The 22,338-nt window shown below is 71.3% G+C and carries 34 protein-coding genes; 28 read left to right on the top strand and 6 right to left on the bottom strand.

Annotated elements, in window-relative coordinates; genetic code table 11:
• Positions 1-109: 109 nt before the first annotated feature.
• On the bottom strand, positions 110-1,429 hold the full coding sequence (locus tag ACTWP5_RS27340; protein ID WP_443223812.1) for a tyrosine-type recombinase/integrase: 1,320 nt from the start codon (positions 1,427-1,429) through the stop codon (positions 110-112).
• A gap of 440 nt (positions 1,430-1,869) precedes the next feature.
• Complete coding sequence (locus ACTWP5_RS27345; RefSeq protein ID WP_443223813.1) at positions 1,870-2,235, bottom strand: helix-turn-helix domain-containing protein; 366 nt, start codon at positions 2,233-2,235, stop codon at positions 1,870-1,872.
• Between the two features lie 220 nt (positions 2,236-2,455).
• Here ACTWP5_RS27345 and ACTWP5_RS27350 point away from each other — a divergent pair, with 220 nt between their 5' ends.
• The 27 genes from ACTWP5_RS27350 to ACTWP5_RS27480 all read left to right on the top strand — a co-directional run bounded on the left by ACTWP5_RS27350 (position 2,456) and on the right by ACTWP5_RS27480 (position 18,716).
• A complete protein-coding gene (locus tag ACTWP5_RS27350; RefSeq protein ID WP_443223814.1) occupies positions 2,456-2,716 on the top strand; it encodes an XRE family transcriptional regulator in 261 nt (86 codons plus the stop codon).
• 45 nt (positions 2,717-2,761) lie between these two features.
• Entirely contained in the window at positions 2,762-3,025 is a 264-nt protein-coding gene (locus ACTWP5_RS27355) for a hypothetical protein (RefSeq protein WP_443223815.1), read from the top strand.
• Positions 3,026-3,111: 86 nt separating this feature from the next.
• A complete protein-coding gene (locus tag ACTWP5_RS27360; RefSeq protein WP_443223816.1) occupies positions 3,112-4,014 on the top strand; it encodes a hypothetical protein in 903 nt (300 codons plus the stop codon).
• Entirely contained in the window at positions 4,011-4,565 is a 555-nt protein-coding gene (locus ACTWP5_RS27365) for a hypothetical protein (protein ID WP_443223817.1), read from the top strand. The genes ACTWP5_RS27360 and ACTWP5_RS27365 overlap by 4 nt, the downstream gene beginning before the upstream one ends.
• The gene (locus ACTWP5_RS27370) at positions 4,562-4,786 is read left to right on the top strand and encodes a hypothetical protein (RefSeq protein WP_443223818.1); all 225 of its coding nucleotides are present in this window, start codon (positions 4,562-4,564) and stop codon (positions 4,784-4,786) included. Before ACTWP5_RS27365 ends, ACTWP5_RS27370 begins: the two co-directional genes overlap by 4 nt.
• Positions 4,779-5,018 carry a hypothetical protein gene (locus ACTWP5_RS27375; RefSeq protein WP_443223819.1) on the top strand — a complete coding sequence of 80 codons (240 nt, stop codon included), beginning with the start codon at positions 4,779-4,781 and terminating at the stop codon, positions 5,016-5,018. Before ACTWP5_RS27370 ends, ACTWP5_RS27375 begins: the two co-directional genes overlap by 8 nt.
• A complete protein-coding gene (locus ACTWP5_RS27380) occupies positions 5,011-5,871 on the top strand; it encodes a PD-(D/E)XK nuclease-like domain-containing protein (protein WP_443223820.1) in 861 nt (286 codons plus the stop codon). Before ACTWP5_RS27375 ends, ACTWP5_RS27380 begins: the two co-directional genes overlap by 8 nt.
• Positions 5,868-6,836 carry an ATP-binding protein gene (locus tag ACTWP5_RS27385; protein WP_443223821.1) on the top strand — a complete coding sequence of 323 codons (969 nt, stop codon included), beginning with the start codon at positions 5,868-5,870 and terminating at the stop codon, positions 6,834-6,836. Before ACTWP5_RS27380 ends, ACTWP5_RS27385 begins: the two co-directional genes overlap by 4 nt.
• Entirely contained in the window at positions 6,833-7,081 is a 249-nt protein-coding gene (locus ACTWP5_RS27390) for a hypothetical protein (protein ID WP_443223822.1), read from the top strand. The genes ACTWP5_RS27385 and ACTWP5_RS27390 overlap by 4 nt, the downstream gene beginning before the upstream one ends.
• A 2-nt stretch (positions 7,082-7,083) precedes the next feature.
• A complete protein-coding gene (locus ACTWP5_RS27395) occupies positions 7,084-7,290 on the top strand; it encodes a hypothetical protein (protein WP_443223823.1) in 207 nt (68 codons plus the stop codon).
• A 96-nt stretch (positions 7,291-7,386) separates the two neighbouring features.
• A complete protein-coding gene (locus tag ACTWP5_RS27400; RefSeq protein WP_443223824.1) occupies positions 7,387-7,803 on the top strand; it encodes a hypothetical protein in 417 nt (138 codons plus the stop codon).
• 163 nt (positions 7,804-7,966) lie between these two features.
• Positions 7,967-8,926 carry a phage Gp37/Gp68 family protein gene (locus ACTWP5_RS27405; RefSeq protein ID WP_443223825.1) on the top strand — a complete coding sequence of 320 codons (960 nt, stop codon included), beginning with the start codon at positions 7,967-7,969 and terminating at the stop codon, positions 8,924-8,926.
• Positions 8,923-9,291, top strand: coding sequence for a hypothetical protein (locus ACTWP5_RS27410; RefSeq protein ID WP_443223826.1), 369 nt, complete (start codon positions 8,923-8,925; stop codon positions 9,289-9,291). The genes ACTWP5_RS27405 and ACTWP5_RS27410 overlap by 4 nt, the downstream gene beginning before the upstream one ends.
• Positions 9,292-9,518: 227 nt before the next feature.
• Positions 9,519-10,151 carry a helix-turn-helix domain-containing protein gene (locus ACTWP5_RS27415; RefSeq protein ID WP_443223827.1) on the top strand — a complete coding sequence of 211 codons (633 nt, stop codon included), beginning with the start codon at positions 9,519-9,521 and terminating at the stop codon, positions 10,149-10,151.
• Complete coding sequence (locus ACTWP5_RS27420) at positions 10,148-11,425, top strand: DNA cytosine methyltransferase (protein ID WP_443223828.1); 1,278 nt, start codon at positions 10,148-10,150, stop codon at positions 11,423-11,425. Before ACTWP5_RS27415 ends, ACTWP5_RS27420 begins: the two co-directional genes overlap by 4 nt.
• Positions 11,425-11,697, top strand: coding sequence for a WhiB family transcriptional regulator (locus tag ACTWP5_RS27425; RefSeq protein WP_443223829.1), 273 nt, complete (start codon positions 11,425-11,427; stop codon positions 11,695-11,697). Before ACTWP5_RS27420 ends, ACTWP5_RS27425 begins: the two co-directional genes overlap by 1 nt.
• Positions 11,698-11,730: 33 nt before the next feature.
• Positions 11,731-12,621 carry a hypothetical protein gene (locus ACTWP5_RS27430; RefSeq protein WP_443223830.1) on the top strand — a complete coding sequence of 297 codons (891 nt, stop codon included), beginning with the start codon at positions 11,731-11,733 and terminating at the stop codon, positions 12,619-12,621.
• The gene (locus ACTWP5_RS27435) at positions 12,602-13,219 is read left to right on the top strand and encodes a hypothetical protein (protein WP_443223831.1); all 618 of its coding nucleotides are present in this window, start codon (positions 12,602-12,604) and stop codon (positions 13,217-13,219) included. The genes ACTWP5_RS27430 and ACTWP5_RS27435 overlap by 20 nt, the downstream gene beginning before the upstream one ends.
• Positions 13,216-14,622 (top strand): replicative DNA helicase, encoded by a 1,407-nt coding sequence (locus ACTWP5_RS27440; protein WP_443223832.1) that lies wholly within the window; start codon positions 13,216-13,218, stop codon positions 14,620-14,622. Before ACTWP5_RS27435 ends, ACTWP5_RS27440 begins: the two co-directional genes overlap by 4 nt.
• 502 nt (positions 14,623-15,124) lie before the next feature.
• Positions 15,125-15,286: a hypothetical protein gene (locus ACTWP5_RS27445; protein WP_443223833.1), complete on the top strand. Its 162-nt coding sequence runs from the start codon at positions 15,125-15,127 to the stop codon at positions 15,284-15,286.
• A 133-nt stretch (positions 15,287-15,419) separates the two neighbouring features.
• Positions 15,420-15,698, top strand: coding sequence for a hypothetical protein (locus ACTWP5_RS27450; RefSeq protein WP_443223834.1), 279 nt, complete (start codon positions 15,420-15,422; stop codon positions 15,696-15,698).
• Positions 15,695-15,943, top strand: coding sequence for a LuxR C-terminal-related transcriptional regulator (locus ACTWP5_RS27455; RefSeq protein WP_443223835.1), 249 nt, complete (start codon positions 15,695-15,697; stop codon positions 15,941-15,943). Before ACTWP5_RS27450 ends, ACTWP5_RS27455 begins: the two co-directional genes overlap by 4 nt.
• Complete coding sequence (locus ACTWP5_RS27460; RefSeq protein ID WP_443223836.1) at positions 15,936-16,124, top strand: hypothetical protein; 189 nt, start codon at positions 15,936-15,938, stop codon at positions 16,122-16,124. Before ACTWP5_RS27455 ends, ACTWP5_RS27460 begins: the two co-directional genes overlap by 8 nt.
• Positions 16,121-16,951 (top strand): hypothetical protein, encoded by an 831-nt coding sequence (locus ACTWP5_RS27465; protein WP_443223837.1) that lies wholly within the window; start codon positions 16,121-16,123, stop codon positions 16,949-16,951. The genes ACTWP5_RS27460 and ACTWP5_RS27465 overlap by 4 nt, the downstream gene beginning before the upstream one ends.
• Before the next feature lie 245 nt (positions 16,952-17,196).
• Positions 17,197-17,829: a hypothetical protein gene (locus ACTWP5_RS27470; protein ID WP_443223838.1), complete on the top strand. Its 633-nt coding sequence runs from the start codon at positions 17,197-17,199 to the stop codon at positions 17,827-17,829.
• An 84-nt stretch (positions 17,830-17,913) separates the two neighbouring features.
• The gene (locus ACTWP5_RS27475) at positions 17,914-18,390 is read left to right on the top strand and encodes a hypothetical protein (protein ID WP_443223839.1); all 477 of its coding nucleotides are present in this window, start codon (positions 17,914-17,916) and stop codon (positions 18,388-18,390) included.
• A 65-nt stretch (positions 18,391-18,455) separates the two neighbouring features.
• Positions 18,456-18,716 carry a hypothetical protein gene (locus ACTWP5_RS27480; RefSeq protein ID WP_443223840.1) on the top strand — a complete coding sequence of 87 codons (261 nt, stop codon included), beginning with the start codon at positions 18,456-18,458 and terminating at the stop codon, positions 18,714-18,716.
• Between the two features lie 50 nt (positions 18,717-18,766).
• Here the strand turns inward: ACTWP5_RS27480 and ACTWP5_RS27485 are convergent, their stop codons facing one another.
• From ACTWP5_RS27485 to ACTWP5_RS27500, 4 genes are all read right to left on the bottom strand, one after another.
• Positions 18,767-18,988, bottom strand: a complete 222-nt coding sequence (locus ACTWP5_RS27485) for a hypothetical protein (protein WP_443223841.1) — start codon at positions 18,986-18,988, stop codon at positions 18,767-18,769.
• A 107-nt stretch (positions 18,989-19,095) separates the two neighbouring features.
• On the bottom strand, positions 19,096-19,383 hold the full coding sequence (locus ACTWP5_RS27490) for a hypothetical protein (RefSeq protein ID WP_443223842.1): 288 nt from the start codon (positions 19,381-19,383) through the stop codon (positions 19,096-19,098).
• Between the two features lie 536 nt (positions 19,384-19,919).
• Entirely contained in the window at positions 19,920-20,396 is a 477-nt protein-coding gene (locus tag ACTWP5_RS27495) for an endonuclease domain-containing protein (RefSeq protein ID WP_443223843.1), read from the bottom strand.
• Positions 20,393-21,472 carry a tyrosine-type recombinase/integrase gene (locus ACTWP5_RS27500; RefSeq protein ID WP_443223844.1) on the bottom strand — a complete coding sequence of 360 codons (1,080 nt, stop codon included), beginning with the start codon at positions 21,470-21,472 and terminating at the stop codon, positions 20,393-20,395. Before ACTWP5_RS27500 ends, ACTWP5_RS27495 begins: the two co-directional genes overlap by 4 nt.
• 519 nt (positions 21,473-21,991) lie before the next feature.
• Here ACTWP5_RS27500 and ACTWP5_RS27505 point away from each other — a divergent pair.
• Positions 21,992-22,291, top strand: a complete 300-nt coding sequence (locus tag ACTWP5_RS27505; protein ID WP_443223845.1) for a hypothetical protein — start codon at positions 21,992-21,994, stop codon at positions 22,289-22,291.
• Positions 22,292-22,338: the final 47 nt, after the last annotated feature.

Genomic DNA, 22,338 nt, shown 5'->3' on the forward strand with positions numbered 1-22,338 from the left:
AAGAAACGATTGGAGGCACCGACCCGCCAGCTCGCCTCGCGGCAAGTGGTCGCTCGTAGCGACAACACCGGCGCCAGAACGGTGCAGGTGAGCGGGGCGCTACCCGCTCTCACCAGGTCTTTCTCGGAAGGCTAAGGATGGTGGTGGATGGCTGTGGATGGGAGGGTTGTGGACTCCCTGTGGACTCCACCACCTTCAGCGGCGGACGGGAGCCCGTCAGGGCCGCCAGTACCTGGCCCGCGACGTCGGACGCAGCGTGGGTGTACAGCCAGGTGATGTCACCTCCCCGCTCGTGACCAAGGATCTCCTGCACGACCACCTCCGGCACGCCGAGCTCGTGCAGCCGGCTCGCGAAGGCATGTCGGATGGAGTGGAACTGCGGCCACCACTCTGTGCGGCCCGTCGTCGGGTTCACCGTCTTGCGCTGCACACCGGCCCGCTCGCAGCACGTCACCCACGTCGTCCTGAAGTTCGCCTGGCGGATCGGGCGCCCCCGCTGGCCGCGAAACACCAGCTCGCCCTCCCGCAGCCCGTCGCCCGGGGCGCTTCGAGCCGGGTCGGCCGGGTGCTCCCCCAGGTGCACTGTCAGCGTCTCGACAGCGAGCGGCGTCAGCGGCACCGTGCGCAGGCCCGCGTCCGACTTGGGGTAGACCTTCCGGGCGAGGTGCCCCTTGGAGTCCTCCAAGACCTCCCGCACGTGGACACGGGCGCCCTTCAGGTCCACCCAGCACCGGCGTAGCCCGGTCAGCTCGCCGAAGCGCAGGCCGGTCTCCTGGGCGACGATCGTCATGGGGTGGTGGTGTCGCGGCAGGTGCTCGCGGATGGCGTCGAGCTGGGCGTAGGTCGGTGGTCGGCGGTCCTCGGGGTGCTTCTTGCGGCGCTTCGGCAGCTTGATCCCGTCGCACGGGTTGGTGAGGACGCGGCGATCGAGGACGGCGGTGGTCATCAGGCGATCGAGGATCTGGAACGCGGCCGGGATGGAGGAGGCGCCCAGCGGACCGAGGAGCCGCTTCACCCAGCCGTCCACGTCGAGGTAGGTGATGTTGGTCAGTGGCCAGGATCCGAACGCCGGCTTTACGTGGAGGCGCCACATCCGCTCGTCGCGGTTAAGCGTGGAGCGGGCGCCGCGCTGGTTGGGCCACCACATGGCGTGCCACTGTTCCAGCGTGATCTGTGTCCGCGTCGGATCCAGGTAGGTGCCGCGCCTCATCGCGCTCTTCACCTCGTCGAGGTGTCCCTCCGCGGCGCCCTTGGTGGGGAAGTTCTTCGAGCACTGCCGGCCGCCGGGGTCCCGCCATCGGGCCTGCCACGGGCCGGTGCAGTCGCGGCGCGTCGGCTTCTCGCCGGGCCGGAACTTCTCGGTGCACAGCTTGCAGCCGCACGACTTCGCCCGGATCTGTCGCGGGTTGTTGACGGCCTTACGTGCCACGACTGCCCTCCAGCACGCCTACCCGGACCTGAGAGGAGGTGAGGCAGGCCCCGGCGGAGGGGAGGAGGCCAGGGATTTTCACTGGGTCTCCACAGAAGCAGGTGGCCCGCAAGGGCTCGGGGGGCTGAGGAGTGCCGAGCAGGGTGAGTACGGTGCGCACCATCACGGCAGCCTGCCCATAGGTGTAGCCGGTGGGGAGGTCGATCGCCACATCACGTCGAGTCCAGGCGGGGGTCACGGCGTCGTCAGCGAGTCGCACGAGTATGCACACAACTGCCCCCAGATATGCCGATTTACAGGCCGCTGGGTGGAGGACAGCGGAATGTGGAGAGACTACCCGTCGACACTGACAGGCGCGACCACATGGTCACGGACCGCATGTTACAGAGCCGTAACATTCGAAAGGTTGTACGAGAGCGGGAGATTTTACCAAACCCTGGTCACTCTTCCGCTGCGAGCGTCTCCAGCACCTGGTGCGCCACCCTCCGCCGCGCCGGACTGAGGCTCCGGTAGGCGAGGAGGATGCGCTCCTCGGCGGCGGCGTCGAGCTCGGCCGGCACCGTGGCGCCGGCGGCCTCGAACGCCTCAGCGACGCTCACGCCAGGCAGCGCGCCAGCAAGGGCACGCAACTGCTCCTTGCCGCGCACGCCGAGCGAGGGCTTGCGCTTCCGGCCGATCCAAGCGCTGATGGTCTGGAAGGGGACACCAGACTGGTCAGCGATGTCCTTCTGCGACAGCCCATGCTCGCTCATCACGCGCATCAGCAGTGCGGCGATATCCTCGCGGCGCTCTCGGCTCTCGTTCACATGTAGAAGGATGTAGAAGCCGCTCCCCCTTGGCAAGCGCCGTCTCGAAGTGTGGCGAGAACCGGCACTCTCTGTCTCATACCGCTCTACGGCTCGCAACAACTGCACCATCCAAAAACATCCAGCGCCAGCCTTGCGCCGCCATCCCGTTCTCGTGTAGAACGAGAGTCAACGCAAGCGCGGACCCCCACGCCACGCACCAGCACGACAGGGGAACCACATGCAGAGAGTGGATGGGGGGGAGCCCCTTCGGGCCGGCATAGCCAAGGCTGGCCTATCCATCCCCAAGCTCGCCGCCTTGACCAAGGAGATAGACCCAGATGGGCGGGGCCTCTCGGCTTCGTACATCGGGTTCTACGCCAGCACTGGCCGGAGCGCACGAGAGAAGACCAGCAAGCGAGCCGCCGACCTGATGACCAAGGCACTGAAGGCCGCCGGCATCGATGTCGATGCACGACCCATCTTCACCGACACAGCGTAGTAGTGCGCTTGTGGATTCTACATCTACACGAGAAGGAGATTTTCGATGGCGGACACCGCCACCAAGACGGTCAGGAAGCTGACGCAGAAGGAGCTCCAGGAGGAGCTGCGGGTCAGCAAGTGGTTCATCGACGTGCGGATCAGGCGCAACCCGCCCGGGAGCGCTCACCCCTTCCCCGTCGAGCGGTTCGGCACCGCTCACCTCGCCCGGCGCCGGTTTGACCTGGAGAAGGTCCGCGCCTGGCTCGAAGCCGAGGCCAACGGCTTCGCCGGCTCGACCGTGAAGCCCTGCACCCCCTCCGCCGCCTGAGCGGCATGCGGCCCCGCACCGGGCTCTGACACACCGGCGCAGGGCCTCCGCAGCACCCACCACCACGATCGAAGAGGAGGGGCCACGTGTCCCCATCATCCCAAACCACCGGCCCGGAGCAGCAGGGCGAGACCGGGCCGATCGGAGCGGCCCGCGCGGCTCTCGCCTCCATCCCCCCGCCGCCGTGGCGCTGGACCGGCACCCGCAACTACGGCGGCCCGGCGCTCGTCACCGACCACTCCGGCCAGCAGTACCTCCTCGGCGCCGCGAAGCCCACCGACGCCACCGGCGAGGAGTTGCTCGACCCGACGGACGACAGCCCGGTCTACGGCGACCTGATGTTCCGGGACCAGCGCGACGGCGCGAAGTACGCCGTGATGCGGCCCGGCGCCGAGATGGCCGTCGGCCGCACGTCCTACGACCCGGACAGCATCGTCGACGTCGACAATCCGGTCGCTCGCTGGCTGCGGGACGCGCCGCAGCACCTCGCCGACGCGCTCGCCGCAGTCGATCAGCTGCGGGCCGAGCGGGACGCGTGGCGGGGCCGCGCGCTGGACGCGGAGAACCGCGACCACGTCAGCGAGGCGTGCATCGACTGCGGCACCACGCTGACCTCGTGCCCCACGCACAGCCCCCGGGCTGTCGTCCGGCACCTGACGGCCGAGTTGGCTGAGACCCGGTCCCGCGTCGGCGAACTGGAGCAGCGGCTCCACGCCGCCTGCATGACCCGCACGTGGACGAACGAGGACGGCAAGAAGTTCGTGTTCGTCGAGGACATCGCGCCCGCGCTGCTGGGCAAGCCCGGTGCGGCCGACCTGCCAGAGCCGGTCTCCGAGCAGTCCATCCGCAACCAGATCGCCGACGACTTCACCAAGTTCGGCGAGCGGCAGGACACCCTCTCGTGGGGCGAGGCCGTGGTCATCGCCCGCGAGGGTCTGTGCCGGTGCCGGGGCGGCAGGAAGCCGTGCCAGGACGGCGGTGCGCGATGAGCCGTCCCGTGACCGACCCGTACATCTCCGCCGCAGCCGACGAGTGGAACGCCGCATACCCGATCGGCGTGCCGGTTCTCGCCTACCCGCTGACCCGGGCCGCCGAGCCGCTGTACACGTTCACCCGCAGCGCGGCGTGGTCCCTCGGCCACGGTCGGCCCGTGGTGCTCGTCGAGGGCTACACCGGCGGCGTCTACCTCACGCACATCGACGCGACGCCCGACGGCTGGGAGCTGACCACGCGAAGCTACGCCGGGATCGACGGGGCGATCGACCGCGACAGCGTCTACGCGAAGGCGTACACGCGCTACGTGGACGGCGTACTCACCACGGTCGGGCTGCGCATCGGTGCGAAGCCGAACCACGTCGTCGCCTACTTCGGCGACACCGTCGTCCGGAACGTGGATCGCACCTACTCGGTGCGCCGCGCTGAGGACATCCGGCGCCTCGCGGTCCAGCGGCACGCGATCGACGCCGACGGCATGGAGGCGTACTTCTCGACCTACGCCGCCGCGCACCCCGAGTGGTGCGGGATGGGGGTGGCGGCGTGAGGGCGCTGGTGGTGGTTCCCGCCAAGGCCACGACCCCCAGCGCAGGGGGCGACAGCATCGATCACCTGTACTGCTGCGACCGGGGCCGCGCACTGTGCGGCACGGACATCGCCGATGAGCCCGAGACCGACGGCGCCGACTGCGTGGTCTGCCTCGACCTCGACCTCCTGCCCTGCCCCGTCTGCGGCTGGCACCCCAACGGCGGTGACGGCGATGCGTGACCCCGCCTGGGAGGCCGTGCGAGACGGCAGCGTCGTGGCATCGCGGCCGTCGCGGGAGGCGATCCGTGCCTTCGTCCGAGACGAGGTCGAGCAGCGTGACGGAGAGCTGATCGACGCCCTCGCTTGGTGGCCGGTCGCCAACGGCGAGGAGCTGTGGCTGCGCGTTGCTGGCGAGACGACCGAGAGCGGCTGGGCCATCCGGCCGGCGGGCGGGGGCGGTCGCGATGCCTGACGCGACCCTCGACGACGCCGTCATCGAGCCCGGCCAGTACGACATCACTGCCGAGGAGTACCACGCCGACCCCGTGCCGGGCGGCTCCCTGTCCTCCACCGGCGCCCGGCTCCTGCTGGCCACGTGCCCGGCGAAGTACCGGTGGGAGCAAGACCACGGCCGCGCCGCGACGCGGGCGATGGAGATGGGCACCGCCGCGCACCTCGCGGTTCTCGGCGTCGGTCCCGACCTGGTCCGGATCGACGCCGAGAACTACCGCACCAAGACGGCGCGGAAGAAGCGGGACGACGCCCGCGCGGACGGTGCCGTGCCGCTCCTGGCCGACGAGTACGACCGCGCGCTGGCCATGGCCGACGTCCTCCGACGGCACCCCCGCGCGAGCGAGCTGTTCGCCCCGGGCGGCGAGGCCGAGCAGACGTTCATCTGGCAGGACCCCGACACCGGGATCTGGTGCCGCTGCCGCGTCGACTGGCTCTCCGACCCGGACGCCGACCGGCTGCGGATCGTGGACTACAAGACCACGGCCAGCGCCAACCCGGCCGACCTCGAAGCGGCGATCTGGCGCTACGCCTACCACCAGCAGGACCCGTTCTACCGGGATGGCGTCCGCGCCGTGCTCGGCCGCGAGGCGGAGTTCACCTTCGTGTTCCAGGAGAAGGAGCCGCCGTACCTGGTCACGGTCGTGCAGCTCCCGATGGACGCCGTCGAGCTGGGCGAGGCCCGCAACGCCCGTGCGCGCCTGATCTTCGCCGAGTGCCAGAGCACCGGCATCTGGCCGGACTACGGCCACGACACCCACTTCATCTCCCTGCCGCCGTGGGCGGCGGACCGTGACGCCAAGGAGTACCTGTGACCCTGCCATCCCCCAAGCGCGCCGCCAGGCCGGCGAACACTGCCGACGACGGTGAGTTCGTGTTCCGTCCGGCGACCAAGGAGGGCTCCAAGGCCCGCGTCGCCGTCCAGGGCGTGTCCGGGTCCGGCAAGACGTGGACTGGCCTGTCCATCGCCAACGGTCTCGCCGAAGGGCGGCGGTTCGCCGTCATCGACACCGAGCGCGGCGCCGCCTCCCTGTACGTCGGCATCAACGGCATCGCGTTCGACGTGCTGCAGATGCATCGGTACGACCCGCGGGACCTTCCGAAGGCGCTCGCCGCCGCCGAGCGCGCCGGGTACGGCGTCGTGTTCGTCGACTCCCTGTCCCACTTCTGGAAGGGCACCGACGGCGCTCTCGAACAGGTCGACAAGCACAAGGGCCGGTACGGCGGCAACACGTTCGCGGGGTGGAAGGACGTCACCCCCATGCAGAACGACATGATCGACGCCCTCCTCGCCTACCCCGGGCACATCGTCGTCACCATGCGCTCCCACACCGAGTGGGTGCTGCAGGAGAACGAGAAGGGCAAGAAGGAGCCCAAGCAGATGGGCATGCGCGCCGAGCAGCGGCGCGGCGTCGAGTACGAGTTCGGCCTCGTCTGCTCCATGGACATCGACAACACCCTGACGGTGATCAAGTCGCGCTGTCCGGCGCTCCACCGCGCTGTCATCAAGGAGCCGAACGGTGGCGCCGACATCGCCAAGCCGCTGCTGCAGTGGCTGAACGACGGCAGCCCGAGCGGCGACGAGCCGGCGGTCGACCCGGCCGAGTACGTCGACCGTGCCGAGCGGCTCGACAGCTACGAGGACGCGGTCGCCCTGCACCGGGAGGTCGAGCAGCGCGGCTTGCTCGACATGCCGCATCTCGACGGCGAGCGGCCCACCAGCCTCGGCGACTACATCCGGGCCCGCGGCACCGCGCTGAAGGCGGGTGGTCAGCGGTGAGCACGATCACGCCCCTGACGCCGTGCCGGGGCCGTGGCGCCCTCTACGACGTGGTGCTGCACCCCGACAGCAGCACGCCGTCCGACGTGCGGGAGGCGGCGTGCTGGGAGGCCGCCGCGCTGTGCGCCCGCTGCCCCGCCCCGTGCTTCCAGCCAGTGAGGGCGCCACGTGTCCGCCTTCGCGGCCGGCGGCGGCTGCCCGAGCTCGACGGCACGGCCAGGCGCCGCGGGCTGGCGGAGGTCTGATCGTGGCCACCAGCAGAGCGCCGAAGGGCTTGTACGTCGGGACCTGCCCCATCTGTCACAAGCACCAGTACAGGACCCGTCAGGACGCGCGGCGCGTCGGCCGCTCCCTCTACCCCGGGCACGTGCTGCGCGCCTACCGCTGCGGCGAGTACTGGCACTTCGGCCACATCCCGCAGGACGTGCGGCGCGGCGAGCGGCCTGCCCCCTGACCCCCACACCCGCACTGCCCCGCCGAGGCCGGTGACCACCCCCGGCCCGGCGGGGCCACCACCCACCACACCGCACACACCCACAGGAGACCTGACATGACCGACCAGACCACGACCCGGCTGCGCCCCCGCCTCTTCGGCCCCGCCGACGAGCGGACGCGCCCCGGCTACCCCGACATCGAGTGGTCCGTGTGGATCACCGGCATGGACGACATCCACGAGCTGGACGAGGACGGCCAGCCGTTCGACCTGCTCGCCGCGCTCCAGTTCGCCGCCGAGTACAACGCGGGGGCCGCCGCCGACTACGACGGCCACCCCTACACGCCCGTGATCCACGCCGTGGTCCTGCACTGGGGCTACGCCTGGTCCCAGAAGTCGGAGCACGCCCACGGCGTCGACTGCGGCGTCCAGCGGTGCGGGCCCTGCTCCTTCGACCGCGACTTCCCGGAGGTTGCCGCCGCCCGGAAGGCCGCCCGCGCCACCGCCGAGGAGGGCGCCTCCGATGCCGGCTGACGTGCTGCTGCCCGCCGCGTGGGCCGCCGTTGGGACCGTCGCCTACCTCGCCATCGCCGTGGCCGTCGGCGCCCGCCTCCGCCGCAACCAGCCACCGACCGACCGCTGAACGGCCGCCCCCGCTCGAACCGGGGGCGGCCCACACCCCAAGGAGACCACACCCATGAGCACCACCATCGAGTGGACCAACGAGACCTGGAACCCAACCACGGGCTGCGACCGCATCAGCCCCGGCTGCGACAACTGCTACGCCCTCACCATGGCCCGCCGCCTCAAGGCCATGGGCCAGACCAAGTACCAGACCGACGGCAACCCCGTCACGTCCGGGCCCGGCTTCGGGCTGGCCACCCACCGCGACGCCCTCACCGAACCTCTCCGCTGGAAGAAGCCCCGCAAGGTCTTCGTGAACTCCATGTCGGACCTGTTCCACGCCCGCGTCCCCCGGGCCTTCCTGGCGCAGGTGTTCGCCGTCATGGCCGCCACCCCGCAGCACACCTACCAGATCCTCACCAAGCGCCCCGAGCGCGCGGCCCGCATCCTCACCGACCGGTGCACCTGCGGAACCGGGCACCCGAACGGTGAGCACTTCCGCTCCGAAATGGAGTGGGCCGCCACGTCGCACAGCCCCACCTACGTGCCCGGCCTGGAGCACGGCATCTACCACCGCTCCGGCTGGCCCCTTCCGAACGTGTGGATCGGGACGAGCGTGGAGGACCAGAAGCGCGCCGACCTCCGCGTCCCCGCACTGCTCGACACCCCGGCGGCGGTGCGGTTCCTCAGCTGTGAGCCGCTGCTGGGGCCCGTGGACCTGAAGCGCGCCGTGTCGACGCGGGGGAGCGAGCGTGGCCATGGGCTGACGGCGTCGTTCGTGCACACAGGCGACTGCTGCCGGAAGTTCCACGGCATCGACTGGGTCATCGTCGGCGGCGAGTCCGGCCACGGCGCGAGGCCGATGGACATCAAGTGGGCCGAGTCCCTCGTCCACCAGTGCCAGGTCGCCGACGTGCCGGTGTTCGTGAAGCAGCTCGGCATCCGCGCCGGCGGCAAGCAGCACCACGACATCGACTCCTTCCCCGAGGCCCTGCGGGTTCGCGAGTTCCCCGGGGCGGTGACGGTCCGGTGACCGCCGTCCAGCTCCAGTTCCCCGAGCCCGTCCACGGCGCGGTCGAGCCGGCCGCCGGGGAGCGTGCGAAGGAGGCCGGCATGGCCCGCGCCGAGGCCGCGACGGACGTCTCGTGGGCCGCCGCCTGCGACGCCGCGATACAGCTCATGGCGCGCCGTGGCCAGCCGTTCCAGGCCGCCGACCTCGTCCGCGAGGGCCTCGTCGACGAGCCACCGGACCACCACCAGTGGGGGCCCCGCTTCGGCAAGGCGGCCCGCGACGGGATCATCCGCGACGCCGGGGCCGTCCCGAGCAAGCGCGCCACCGTCCACCGCTCCCTCTGCCGCCAGTGGATCGGAGCGGGCGCCGAGGAGGTGGCCGCGTGACCACCGCAACGAGGCCACGGCGCCCTACCCGAGGCACCAGCAGCCCTCTGCCCCCACACGGCACCACCGCCCGCGCAAAGGGGCGCCCAGCACAGGGAGTACCCGGCTGCCCCTGCCCCCGATGCCGTCGAGCGGAACGCCGCTACGCCAACCAGCGCACCCTGGGCATCCTCCACGGCCAGCCCCTCACCCTGCCCGCCGAACCCATCACCCAACACCTACGCGCCGTGAAAGCAGCCGGCGCCGGATGGATCCAGCTCCAGGCGGCCACCGGCTGCTCGTTCAGCACCCTCCACAACATCCTGAACGGCAACGTTCGCACCGTGCGCCGCGCCACCGCCGAACGTCTCCTCGCGCTCAAGCCCGGCGACGCCAAGCCACCAGCAACCCGCAACCCGGTGGACGCGACCGGCAGCATCCGCCGCATCCGCGCCCTGACAGCCATCGGGTACTCCGCCAAATCCATCGCCGCACGCTCCGGAGTCGGAGTGACCGTCGTGCGCGACCTCCTCAACGGGCGCCTCGACACCGTCACCAAGGGCGTAGCCGACAGCATCACCGACGCCTACCGGCGCCTCGTCCGCCACCCCGGAACCTGCACCAGGGCCCGGACACGCGCCGCCGCCGAGGGCTGGCACGGTCCGCTCGCCTGGGACGACGACATCGACAACCCCGACGCGCAACCCGAGGCCGACAGCGGCGACACGGAGCTCAGCCGCGACGAGATCGCCGCCGTGCGCCGCGCCGAGATCCGACACCTCGCGTCCTTCGGTACCGCCGAGCACGAGATCGCCGGCCGGCTCGGCATGGCCCCCGGCTACGTCCACGACCTCATCCGAGACATGCGGAGGGCGGCGTGAGCCTCACCTTCACCGACATCTTCTGCGGCGCGGGCGGCTCCTCCACCGGCCTCGTGGCCGCCGGGTACGAGCTGAAGCTCGCCGCGAACCACTGGAAGACGGCCATCGAGACCCACGCCGCGAACCACCGCGACGCCGACCACCTGTGCGCCGACATCAACAACTACGACATGCGGCGCCTGCCCAAGACGGACGTCCTGTGGGCCTCCCCGATCTGCACCGAGATCAGCCCCGCCGGCGGCCGGCGCCGTACACGGGGCCAACTCGCTCTCGACCTCGAAGAGGACGGCCACGTCCCCGACGCCGCGTGGGAACGCACCAGGGCGACCGCCTACGACGTCATCCGGGCCACCGAGGTCCACCGCTACAAAGCCGTCCTCGTCGAAAACGTGCTGGAGTTCGTCACCGACTGGGAGCTGTTCGGCTGGTGGCGGCAGGGCATGGAGCTCCTCGGCTACCGATCACAGATCGTGTCCGTCTCCGCTGCACACGTCGGTGGCTCGGACGACGACGCCGCCCCGCAGTGGCGGGACCGGATCTACGTCGTGTTCACCCGCGAGGGCATCCCGGTGCCGGACATGAAGCCCCGGCCGCTGGCCCACTGCGAGCCGTGCGGCGAGGACGTGCGGGCGGTCCAGTCGTGGCGCAACGGCCGCCGCGTCGGGAAGTACCGACAGCAGTACGACTACCGCTGCCCCAACGCCCGGTGTCGTCACGCCATCGTCGAGCCCTACGTCCGCCCGGCCGCAAGCGTCATCGACTGGTCGAACCTCGGCGTCAGGATCGGCGACCGGGCCGCGCACGGCCTGCGCCCCCTCGCAGCGAACACCATCAAGCGGATCCGGGCCGGTCTGGCGATGCTCGGCGAGCGCCGCGCGGGCGTACTCGTCCCGGCCGGCGGCCAGTGGAACAACTCGCCGACCAGCACGGCCGAGCCGATGCGGACCCGCATGGCGAACCCGAAGGGCTACGAGGCGCTGTGCACGCCGCCCGGTCTGGTGATCCCCTACCGCAACGCGTCGACCCGCACCACGGCCGAGCCGCTGCACACGCTCAGCACCGTGGACTCCGCCGGCCTGGTGCCGCACCCGGTGCCGGCCGTCGAGGACTGCCGCTACCGCATGGTCCAGCCCCGCGAGCAGCTCCTCGCGCAGCGCTTCCCCGCTGACTACGTCGTCCACGGATCCAAGGGCGAGCAGACCATGCAGGCCGGCAACGCCGTCCCGGTCAACGTCGCCCAATGGGTCGGCCGGCGCGTTGAGGCGGTGCTGTGATGCCCGCCCACGGCTGGGAGACAGCCGCCGCCTGCGCAACCGCCGACCCCGACGCCTGGTTCCCGCGCCGCGGTGGCGACGGCGGCGCAGGGGCGAAGCGCATCTGCAACGAGCGCTGTCCCGTCCGCCGCCAGTGCCTCGACGCCGCCCTGGCCGACGAGGACGGACGCGGCGCCAAGGACCGGCACGGCATCCGCGGCGGCCTCGGACCCCGTCAGCGCGCCCGCCTCGCCAAGCGGCAGTCAGCCGCGCAGCCGCAGCCCACCGGCTGACCCCCCGACCACCCCGACCGAGAGAAGACCGTCATGGGCGAGAAGGACAAGCGGACCTACGTCAAGGTGCACGACGGGCTGCCCGACCACCCGAAGATCATCGAAGCGGGCGGCGAGGCCGGCTGGATGTACATCTGCGGCCTGGCCTATGCCTCCCGTCAGCTCACCGACGGCGTGATCCCGAAGCGCCTCGTCCCTCGCCTGACGGACCAAAGCAAACCCGAAGCAAGTGCTTCGGCACTGCTTCGCGTTGGCTTGTGGCACGAGGGCGTCCACGACTGCCCGCGATGCCCCCAAGCGGGCCCCGACGAGTACGTCATCCACGACTACCTGACCCATCAGCGTTCCGCTTCCGAGGTCCGAGACATCACCGAGAAGCGCAGAGCCGCAGGTCAGAAGGGTGGAAGGCGCTCCGGAGAGTCGCGCCGAGCAGCCTCCGCAGCCGAAGCAAACCGCGAAGCACTTGCTTCGGATTTGGTGAAGCAAAACGGAAGCAAAACCGAACCAGAGACAGAGACAGAGACAGAAGTAAAAGAAAGAGATATAGGGACTGCTTCGCAGCCCCCCGACAACCCCCCACGCGACGACGTCGAGCAGGTCTGCGAGCACCTCGCCGACGTCCTGGAGAAGACCGGCTCCAAGCGCCCCCGCATCACCAAGGCGTGGCGCACCACCACCCGGCTCCTCATCGACCGCGACGGCATCACACCCCAGCAGGCCGTCGCCGCCATCGACTGGGCCCACGCCGACGACTTCTGGCAGGCGCACATCCTCACGCCGATGAAGCTCCGCGAGAAGTACGACACCTTGCGCCGCCAAGCCACCACCGCGCAGCGCCGCCGCGTATCGCCACCCCCCGGCCCGCAGACCGCCCCCCGAGAACTCGACCCCGAGGAGATCCCCGATGCCCTCCAGTTCGGCTGATCCCACTCCCCAGCAGGAATGGCTCACCGACCGCCGCGACCAAGCCCTGGCGCGCTTCGACGCCCGCATCCCGCCGCTGTACGCCGACCCCGTCGCCCTGCCCGAGCCCGTCGCCCAGTGGGCGGCTGCCGGCCTCGGTCAGCGCGGCAGCCTGTTCCTCACCGGACCCATCGGCGTCGGCAAGACCCACACCGCTTGGTGGGCCGCCCGCGCCTGGCTCGCCGCCTGCTACGACCGCCCCCTCCGCGGCACGCCCGTGATTCGGACCTGGCGCTCCACGGCCCTGTTCGACGCCCTGCGGCCCGAGGGCGACGACCCCCGCAGCGTGGCCGCGGCCTGCCAGGACGCCGCGCTGCTCGTCATCGACGACCTCGCCGCCGCCCGGGTCTCCCCGACCGGCTGGACACAGGAGCAGCTCTACGAGCTGTTCGACGAGCGGTACGTGCAGCACCGCCCGGTGCTCATCACCTGCGACGTGCTGCCGAAAGACCTCTCGCCCGTCGTCGGTCCGCGGGTCGCGTCCCGGCTCGCCGAGATGTGCCGCGGTGGCGTGCACCTGATGCAGGGCGGCGACCGCCGGAAGGGCGGCGACCGATGACCGACATGGTTGCCGCAGACCTCTGGGACGGGCCCTTCGACGAGGCCGACGCCCTCCTTCAGCGCCCGTGCGACCCGGAGGCCGAGCGGATCGTGCTCGGCTCGGTCATGGAGCGCCCCACGCTGATCGACGCGCTGACCGCAGTCATCGACCCGGGTGACTTTCACGACGAGCGGATGGCTTGGGTGTGGCACGCCGTCGCCGCGCTGCGCGAGGAGATCACGGACGGGCCGATCGGCCCGCTCGCGGTCGACCAGCGCCTCCAGGCGTGGCGCGCCGCCGGCCGGCTGCCGGTTCTGCCGCTCCGCATCGACGCCCTCAGCCAGATCTATGAGGGCTCGGCGATGGCCGCCTCCGCCGACTACTACGCGAAGATCGTCGCCGAGAAGGCCGCCGCCCGGCGGCTCGTCGACCTCGGAATCCGAGCCCAGATGGCCGGCCGAGCCGCGGACTTCGACCCGTCCGTGACCCTCGCAGCCGTCCAGTCCGAACTGGACGGCGTGGTGCGGGAGGAGGCCCGCGGCAAGCCGCCCGCGCTCGCCGAGATCCTCCCCGGCGTGCTGGAGCAGGCCGTCACCCCCCGCACCCGCGAGGGCCGCGTGCCAACCGGGCTGGCTGACCTCGACTCGCTCACCGGCGGCTGGGCCCCCGGCCGCATGGTCGTCATCGGAGCCCGACCATCCGTCGGGAAGACGACGATGGGCCTGGTCCACGCCCGCGCCGCCGCGATCGCCGCCGGACTGCCCACGCTGCTGGTGTCGCTGGAGATGAGCCAGGAGGAGATCGGGCACAACATCCTCGCCGCCGAGGCCGGCGTCGGCGCCCACCTGATCCGGGACGGCCTGTGCACTGCCGCCGACGTCCGCCGCCTCGCGCTGGCACAGGAGCGGATCGCCACGGCACCGCTGCGGGTCGACGACACCCCGCACGTCACGCTCGCCCACCTGCGGCACCAGGTACGGACCCTGCAACGCGCTGAGGGTCTGCGGCTGCTGATCGTGGACTACCTCCAGCTGATGCAGGCGCCGAAGGCCGAGAACCGGCAGGTCGCCGTCTCGAACCTGTCTCGCGGGCTGAAGCTCCTCGCGAAGGAGTTCAACATCCCGGTGATCGTGCTGTCCCAGCTCAACCGGGGCAGCGAGATGCGCGTCGACAAGCGCCCGATGTCCAGTGACCTGCGCGAGTCGGGCTCGCTGGAGCAGGACGCGGACATCGTGATCCTGCTGCACCGCGAGGACATGCGTGAGCCGGACAGCCCGCGGGCGGGCGAACTGGACGTGATCGTCGACAAGCACCGGGCCGGGCATCGGGCCACGATCACGTGCGCCGCGCAGATGCACTACGCCCGCGTCGTCGACATGGCCGGCACGTGGGAGACCGAGCCCTCCGAGGTGGCGCCGTGACCGACTCCTGCCCCTCGTGCCTGCGCCGCGGCATACGGCCGATCGCGTGCCGCACCCGCGGCGCCGCACCGCCGGGTGACGCCTCGCCGACCTCCACCTGCTGCGCGGCAAGGATCTCGCCTGCACCTGCCCCCTGGCGGCTGACCTGCGGGTTCGAATCCCGCCTCGGGCACGCACTACTACCGACACGAGAGGACTCACCTGATGACTGCTCACCGGTCTGTGTGGCTCTCCTGCGACGCGCAGCCCGAGGGCTACGACGACTGCTGCGACAACACGATGTCCGACCTCTACGTGGCGGGGGCCTCCCCGAGCACTGTGCGCGAAGCCGAGCAGGCACCCCTCGCCAAGGGCTGGCATCGCCGTCCTGGTGGCCGGCATATCTGCCCCAGTTGCTGGGAGGCAGGTCACCGATGACCACCCCGCAGGACGCCCGCGCTGTTCGTGGCAGCGCGGGCGCCCCACCACCCCACCACCCCACCACACCGACCCGGAGGACACCATGAACACCCCGACCACCGGCCCCGACCGGCTGCGTGAGGCGGCGTACCGCGCTCACGCCGCGCTCGACCAGCTTGTCCGCCTCGGCGGCGCACCCCGCGACGTCGTTGCCGCCCGAGACGAGCTGGCCGCCGCCCTCGGCGTCCGACGCCCGACTCCGTGACCACCCACGAGCACGCCCGCCCCTGTTCGACCCAGGGGCGGGCGCCCACCCAGCACATCACACCGACCCGGAGGAGAACACCGTGACCACCCGCGGCGCTGTGTCTGACCCGCACCGGGGGAGGCGACGCCTGATGGCCGCGGTGCAGCTCGACCTGTTCCCCGAGCCCGAGCGGCCGGCGCCACCGCCCCCGCCGCCGCCCACCTACTGGGAGCACACCGGCCGGGCGCGCGAGTGGCGGCCCGTCACCGTGACCGTCCGGTACGGCCCCGGCGCCGGCGAGCAACACCCCGCGCTGCCGCACGTCCACACCGGCCGCACCAGCCCCCGCAACGTCGCCATCCGCCGGACGGACGGCTCGACCGACGTCGTGCCCGTCCGCACCCTCCGCAGGAAGGACCCCAACCGATGACCGCCCCACCGAGCCTGCTCACCGACACCCAGGTCGAGATCCTGCGGCACGTCGCCGCCGGGCTCACAGCCGAGGAGATCGGCCGCCGCACGCACCGCGCCACCGCCACCGTTCACGGTCACCTCCAGACCGCCTACCACCGTCTCGGTGCCCGCAACGCGGCGAACGCCGTCGCCCTGGCGCTCGCCGCCGGCCTCATCGAGCCGCCCACCCCTCAAGCGGACATGGAGACCGACCGTGCCTGACGACTACCCGCTGACCGTGGCCTTCCTGGGCGGCCCATACCGGCACAACGCCCGCTGGGCGCCGGACGGCAACACCGTGGAGACCGCGTGTGTCCAGCGCGGCGAACCGACCAGCAACGGATCCGGCCGCCCCTGGTGCCCGGACTGCACCACCCCAACCTCCCAGGAGACGACCCGATGACCGAGTCCACGCCCCGACCCGCCGACACCCTGCGCGCCGCCGCCCACCGACTGGAGCAGCTCGCGACCGCCGTCGAGGCGGACATGCAGACCAACCCCTACTGGCAGTCCGCCCTCGCCCCGCCGGACCTGTACGCCCACGGCATCCGCAACGGCCTCGGAGGTGCGCCTGGCGAACTCGCCGCCACTCTCGGCCCGAGGGTGGCCATCGCCATCTGCGGATGGCTGCTGTGCGAGGCACAAGACGCCGTCGCCGACGAGCGCGACCCCGACCCTCACGCGCTCCGCGCCGCCCGCGCGCTCCTCGGCACCGAGCCGCACGGCCCCGCCACGGACACCACCCCGGCGTCTCCCGCAGCCCCGGGGCCGGAGATCGGCACTCAGGCAGGCGCCGAGCCCGTCTGGCCCGACTACACGGAGATCGGGCCATACCGCCACCCCCACAAGGGCACCCAGGTCTGGGCCGCCCGCTGTGACGGCGACGGCCGGTGCGACGGCGTGCTCAGCCTCGACCACGAGACCGAGCGCTGGGCACAGGCCGCCCTCGCCCGGCACCTGTCCGAGGAACACGGGCGCGTGGTCGACCTGCCGGACCCCGCGCCCGCCACGGACGCGGCCCCCACACCTCCCACAGCCCCGAACAGCGAACCCGAGCCACACACGGGCCTACGGCCGCCCGACCACACCGAGCTCACGCAGCTCGTCGACCAGCTCGCCGCCGATGGCGCGCACCCCGAATGGGTCCACGGCGCCCGCTGGGTCCTCCAACGCACCTACCTCACCCAGCCAGGAGCGTTCGACGACGGCCCCACCACCCCCACGCCGTGACCGTGGCCCGGACCAGCCGCCGGGCCACCCATCGGGCGCCCGCGAGAGCCGAAAGCCCTCAGTGGCCCTCTAAGCGACTCGACCCCCCACCCAAGGCAATGACTCTAACCCTGACCTGAAAAGCCGCCAGAAGTCGTTCTATCGCCCTTAGAAGGGCCAAATGAGCGACACGCACCCCCGCGCCTGACACCGGCGCCCGGCACCAGCCGGCCGGACGCCACCCGCACCAGCACCAGGAGCACGACATGGACACCACCGCAGAGCCCTGCTGCGTCGTCTGCACCCGCGCCCTGCACGCCACCGAGGCCACCCGCTGGGCGTGCACCGGCTGCCAGCAGCAGGCCGCCACGCAACTCGCCGCCTTGCCGGGGCTGTACGCAGCACTCGGCGAGGTGCTGATCCCCGGCCGCGGGATCCCGACCGTGGGCAGCCGCGGGGCGTTCGGCAGCAGGCCGCCGGCCGACCTCGACGTGATGGACCTGACGGACGGCACCCGCGGCGGCGTCATCGCCGTGCTCGTCTCCTGCGTGCGGGACTGGGCGGAGACCGGCGACCACCAGGTGCCGGACTGGCCACCCGGTGAGCAGGCCCGCGTGCGGGTGCTGTGCGACTGGCTGAGGTTCCGCCTCGACTGGGCATGCGGCGAGCACCCTGGCGTAGGGGACTCGCTGCGCGACATCGCGGACGTCCACCGGCACGTTCGCGGCCGAGCAACTGGCGAGCGCGGGGAGCGCCCGGTGCGGCTGGCGTGCCCCTGCGGCGGGGTCATCCTGTGGCGGCTCAGCGGCCCGGCGTACCGGTGCCCCGGCTGCGGCGCGCGGTACGGGCGGGAGGAGGCCGCCGCGCTGCCGCAGGCCCGGCGGACCGTCGCGGCGTGAGGCTTTGGTCAATGACTTGACTAGTCAATGCATTGACCGATAGAGTTTGGTCAAGACGTTGACCACAGCGCGGGAGGGAACCCCATGCAGTACCTGCACGCCATCCAGGCCACCAACGCCGCCGCTCAACCGGCCTGGCAGACCATCTGCACCGGTGACCAGGTCGAGGAGTACGACGGCACCGCCGCCGACTACGGGCGCGAGGTGCTCGCCAACTACATCGACGACAACGAGATCGCCGCCACCGACGACGACGGCAACCCCCTCCTCCGCGTCCTCGTCGCGTTCGCCGACGACGACGCCCCGTTCGCCAGTGCGGACAACCGCGCCGCCGTCATCGAGGCGGACGACCTGAAGGTTCCCAGCCCCGAGATCGTCGCCGTGGAGGCCGCCCGGGATGACAAGCTGCGCGCGAGCCTGCTCGACCGGCTCGCGGACGACGCCCTGGAGGGCGCGCTGTCGGCGGCGCGGGGCGCTGGCCACGGAGCGAATCGCCTTGCCGAACTCGTCTACCCGGCCGTCTCCCGGCCGATCGCACTGCGCATGATGCGAGCGGGCTGAGGACGAAGACACCCTGACGACCAGCCCGAACGAAGCCGAGACACGCATACACCAGGAGGAACATCATGATCGACGAGTGGACACTCGCCTACGAGATGGCCGGCAGTACGGACGCAGCGTGGGTGATCCGCGACCCAGCCACCGACGGCGAGCCCGGCACAATCATCGAGGTCAACACGGACCTTGATCCAGACGCCGACGACCAGGCGCAGGCATGGGCGACGGACTACCTCCGCCAGTTCCAGCCGGTGACCGGCTGGACCCCCCACATCCCGGGGCCAGGCTCGCAGCCGGACTGCTACATCGCCGTGATGGAGGGGAACTGACGCGGAGCCGCGCCCCGCAGGCTGAGCCCCCGCCCGGAATGGACGAGGGCTCAGTCGTCTTCGGGCAGCATCCCGCGCGCTGCGGCGTTGAGCCACCGCGCGCCCGTCGCCTCCACCGGTAGCGGCGAGGGGCCCTCCGCGAGCAGCGGCAGGACGGCCGCGATCTCCGCCACGGTCCACGGCTCCCCGGGCAGGCCCGGGTCCCGCAGCACCGCCACGGCGGCCACGACGTCATCCAGCGGGGGCGCGGGCGCGGAGGCGGTGGTGGGCATGGCCGCAGGATGGCACAAGGCGGGAGCGGGTGGGGAGAGGGCGCGGTTCCGTAGCAACGACGGAAGGCCCGGACCAGTCGGCCCGGGCCCTCAGCGCCCCCCAGCGGCTACCTCGGCTGGCCGCCCATCGGTATCGAGACGACGCGGACCCAGCCCTGTACCCGTGCCATGCGCCGGCGGTAGTCCAGCAGTTCGTCGTACAGCAGCCTCGCCGCGTCCACGGCCTCGGCGACGCTTGGGTGGTAGTCGGTCTGCTTCGAGCCGCCGAGCTCGAAACCACCCAGTTCGACCACCCAGCCCTCGGCCGGGTCCTCCTCATCGGGTCGCGCGTAGTACAGGGCGCCGATGCGCCCCGTCTCGTCGCGCACCTCAAAGCGCTCCGGATCGTCAGTCATGTGGAAGGACATGGTCATCGCGACTCCTCGCTCACAGGGAGGCGGGGATGCCTCCCAAGAGAAGTCAGTTGAGTCGATTGCCTGGAGCGGCAGGCAGGGCGCCCGGCGGCCTCTCGGCGCCCCGAGGAGCGCATAACGTTCCCTTAGGCGGTTGGCCCGCCTCGCCGTCGCACCCTCTCCGCTTCCCTCAGCCGGACCTTGTAACGACCCAGTGCGCGGCGCTGCCTCCACGTCGTCCCCAGCGGCAGCAACTCGACATAGCCTCACGCCTCACGGCGAGCAGCGCGAGCACGAGCGAGGTCTCCCGTCTGGAGGGCCACCTGAAGACTGACCAGCGCCTCATCGAGGGCCATCAGGGCGTCTGCCTCCGGCACGGGGCCTGCGGCAGGGGCGTTCCGTTGACGCGGTGGCCGCTTGTCCCACGTCGGGCCACCGCCAGTCAGCCGGGCCTGGTATCGAGGTCTGGGCACGGTCTTCTCCCGACGCGAGTCTCGTGGTCATCGAGTTGGACCAACCGAACTGCGTGCGGTTGCCCCTCACAGCCCGATGTCCTCGCTCGCGGCGTCGGTCCAGCGGTCTTCCCAGTCCGCTTCGCGAGTCAACTGCGGCTTGGCGTACTCGCCCGTGACGGGATTGAGGTAGCGGGCGGTGATGCCGAGGATCACAGCTGGGGAGCGCTCGCGGTATCGCGCGAAGATCGTGTCCGGGTCCCGATTGGTGCCCTCCATCGTGTTGCAGGAGCGGCAGAGCCAGCCACGAACAAGGCCCGTCGCGTGGTCGTGGTCGCAGACAAGATCGCGGACGCGGCCACACACAGCGCACCTCCCCGCCTGCCAGTCGGCCAGGATGCTCTCCCCGTCGAGCGCTCCTGCGGCGCGTTCGAGATCCCACAGGACTTGCGCTTGTCCTGGGGTGCAGCCGGTCCGCTCGGCGTAGGCGAAGAGCTTCTGTCGGGCGGCCTCCTCCGTCGGACGCTCGGCGGGCCACGACCAGCACACAGGGTCTGCCGTCAACGCTCGCTCCCTTCAGGCTCCATCGTCAGCCTCGCGCTCAGCTTCGCGGCGAGTCCGTAGGCGGGGTGGTCGTCGAGCTGTCGTCGGCGCCGGTTGTACCGCTGTGTGGTGCGGGGGTCGGAGTGACCGACGGCGTCTTGGACGCGCTCCAGCGGTACCTCGTCGGCGAGGTTGTCGGTGATGAACGCGTGCCGCAGGACGTGGGGCTTGATGGTGTCGGCCTGTGGGATGCCCGCCTTCCGCGCGAGGATCCGCAGGTGCTTGTGGACCTGTGGCTCCGTCCAGCGCTTCCCGGACGCGGTGACGAACAGCGGTCCGTCGGCGCGGTCGCCGAGGTAGGTGCGCAGCGCGTCGTAGGCGAGCGGCGGCAGCGGCGCGGCCTTCCGCTTCCCGCCCTTCAGTCGGAGCGGGAGTGTGTGGTGGCCCCGGTCGTACCCGAGCTGGTCGGCGTTGAGAGACAGTAGCTCGTCGATGCGGGGGCCGAGGAGGTACAGCAGCGCGACGAGGGCGTAGGAGCGTGGGTCGTGCTGCCGCGCGGCGTCGATGAGCGCAGCGGTCTCCTCAGGCAGCAGGCCCTCTGTGGGCGAGTGGTCGGGGTCGATGCGCGGCCGGAGGACGGAGGCGAACGGGTCGGCGGCCACGGCCTGGACGCGGACGGCGTAGGTGTAGAACGACCCGCAGGCGGCGAGGGCCTGCGCGCGGCCGGAGTCGGAGAGCGGCGGCCCGGTGGGCGCGGTCTCCCCGACCTTGCCACCCTTGACGCGCCGCATGGTGGGCGCGGTGGTGAGGTGGTTGCTGTAGGCGTCGGCGAGCGGCAGCTTCGCGTGGAGCGGGTGGATGCCGGAGGCGCGGGCGTAGTCCTCCCAGCGGAGGAAGTTGCGGGCGTAGGCGCGGCGGGTGTGCCCGCTGCGCTGGCGGGCGATCCAGGCTCCGGCGAGGGTGGGCAGCGGGTCCCGGTCACCGTAGATCTCGGTGAGCCGGTCGCGGAGTTGCTTGGCTTCGTCGGGCCAGTCGTCGCGGGGGTCGTGGCGCGCGGTGGAGACGGTGCCGGGTTGGCGCGGGACGAGGGCGGTCACTGCGTTACCTCTCGCGTCTCCATCGCGTCTCCGTACTCGTCCACGCTTTCCTGTTGGCAGAGCGACGAGTGCGGGACTTCCGGACCCACGCCTTCCACGGGTTCGGAGTGACACCGGCCTCCGCAGTCAGGGCATGCTCTGGGCCCGCTGCAGCAACAGGAGGGGCACGGGCCCTCTGTGGTGTGTTCCCGGCTCCACCGCCACTCATCTCCGTCGTAGAGCCGCCATTGGAATCGCCTCGCCGCGTCCGCAGCCATGACACCTCCTGTAGTGGATAACTGTCATTATCCACCAACGTCCTGACGTAGCACCAGCACTCGGAGATGTCGAGATGGGAGGAGTTGCACGGCATGCCCAGCTCGCGCACGGTATGGCATGTTATCGCTGGCCAAGCGTCGGCCGGGCGGGCGTCTCGCGGCATGTGGTGGACCACTTGACGGCTTCCTAACTTAGGAAGTAGACTCGTCATCACGAGGTCAGGGGATCGAGCCCCAGACCCGCACCGGGAGGAACCGGATCATGACCACGAAGCACTTCACCGCCTGGCTCGTCAACGACCGGTCCGCACTGGAGACCGACTACATGGACGTCACTGTCATCGAGGACGAGCTGATCGGCGGCGACCCCGAGGACGAGACCGCGTGGGCCTCCCACGGCGACCAGCAGTTCCACGCCGTGACGACCGTCGACGCCCGGGACGGGGACGCCGAGGACGGCATCAGGGAGGCGGTGGACCTCCTCGACGACGCCGGATGGCGCGTCGTCGGTAAGTGGGAGGCCACCCCCAACGCGTACACGGCCACCGTCGAGCGGGCCTGATCCGTCACCCTTCGAACCGGCCGCTCAGCGCCCCAGATCCTGGCAGG

It is taken from the genome of Streptomyces sp. 4N509B, from assembly GCF_052245655.1.
In the GTDB taxonomy this organism is placed as follows: Bacteria; Actinomycetota; Actinomycetes; order Streptomycetales; family Streptomycetaceae; genus Streptomyces.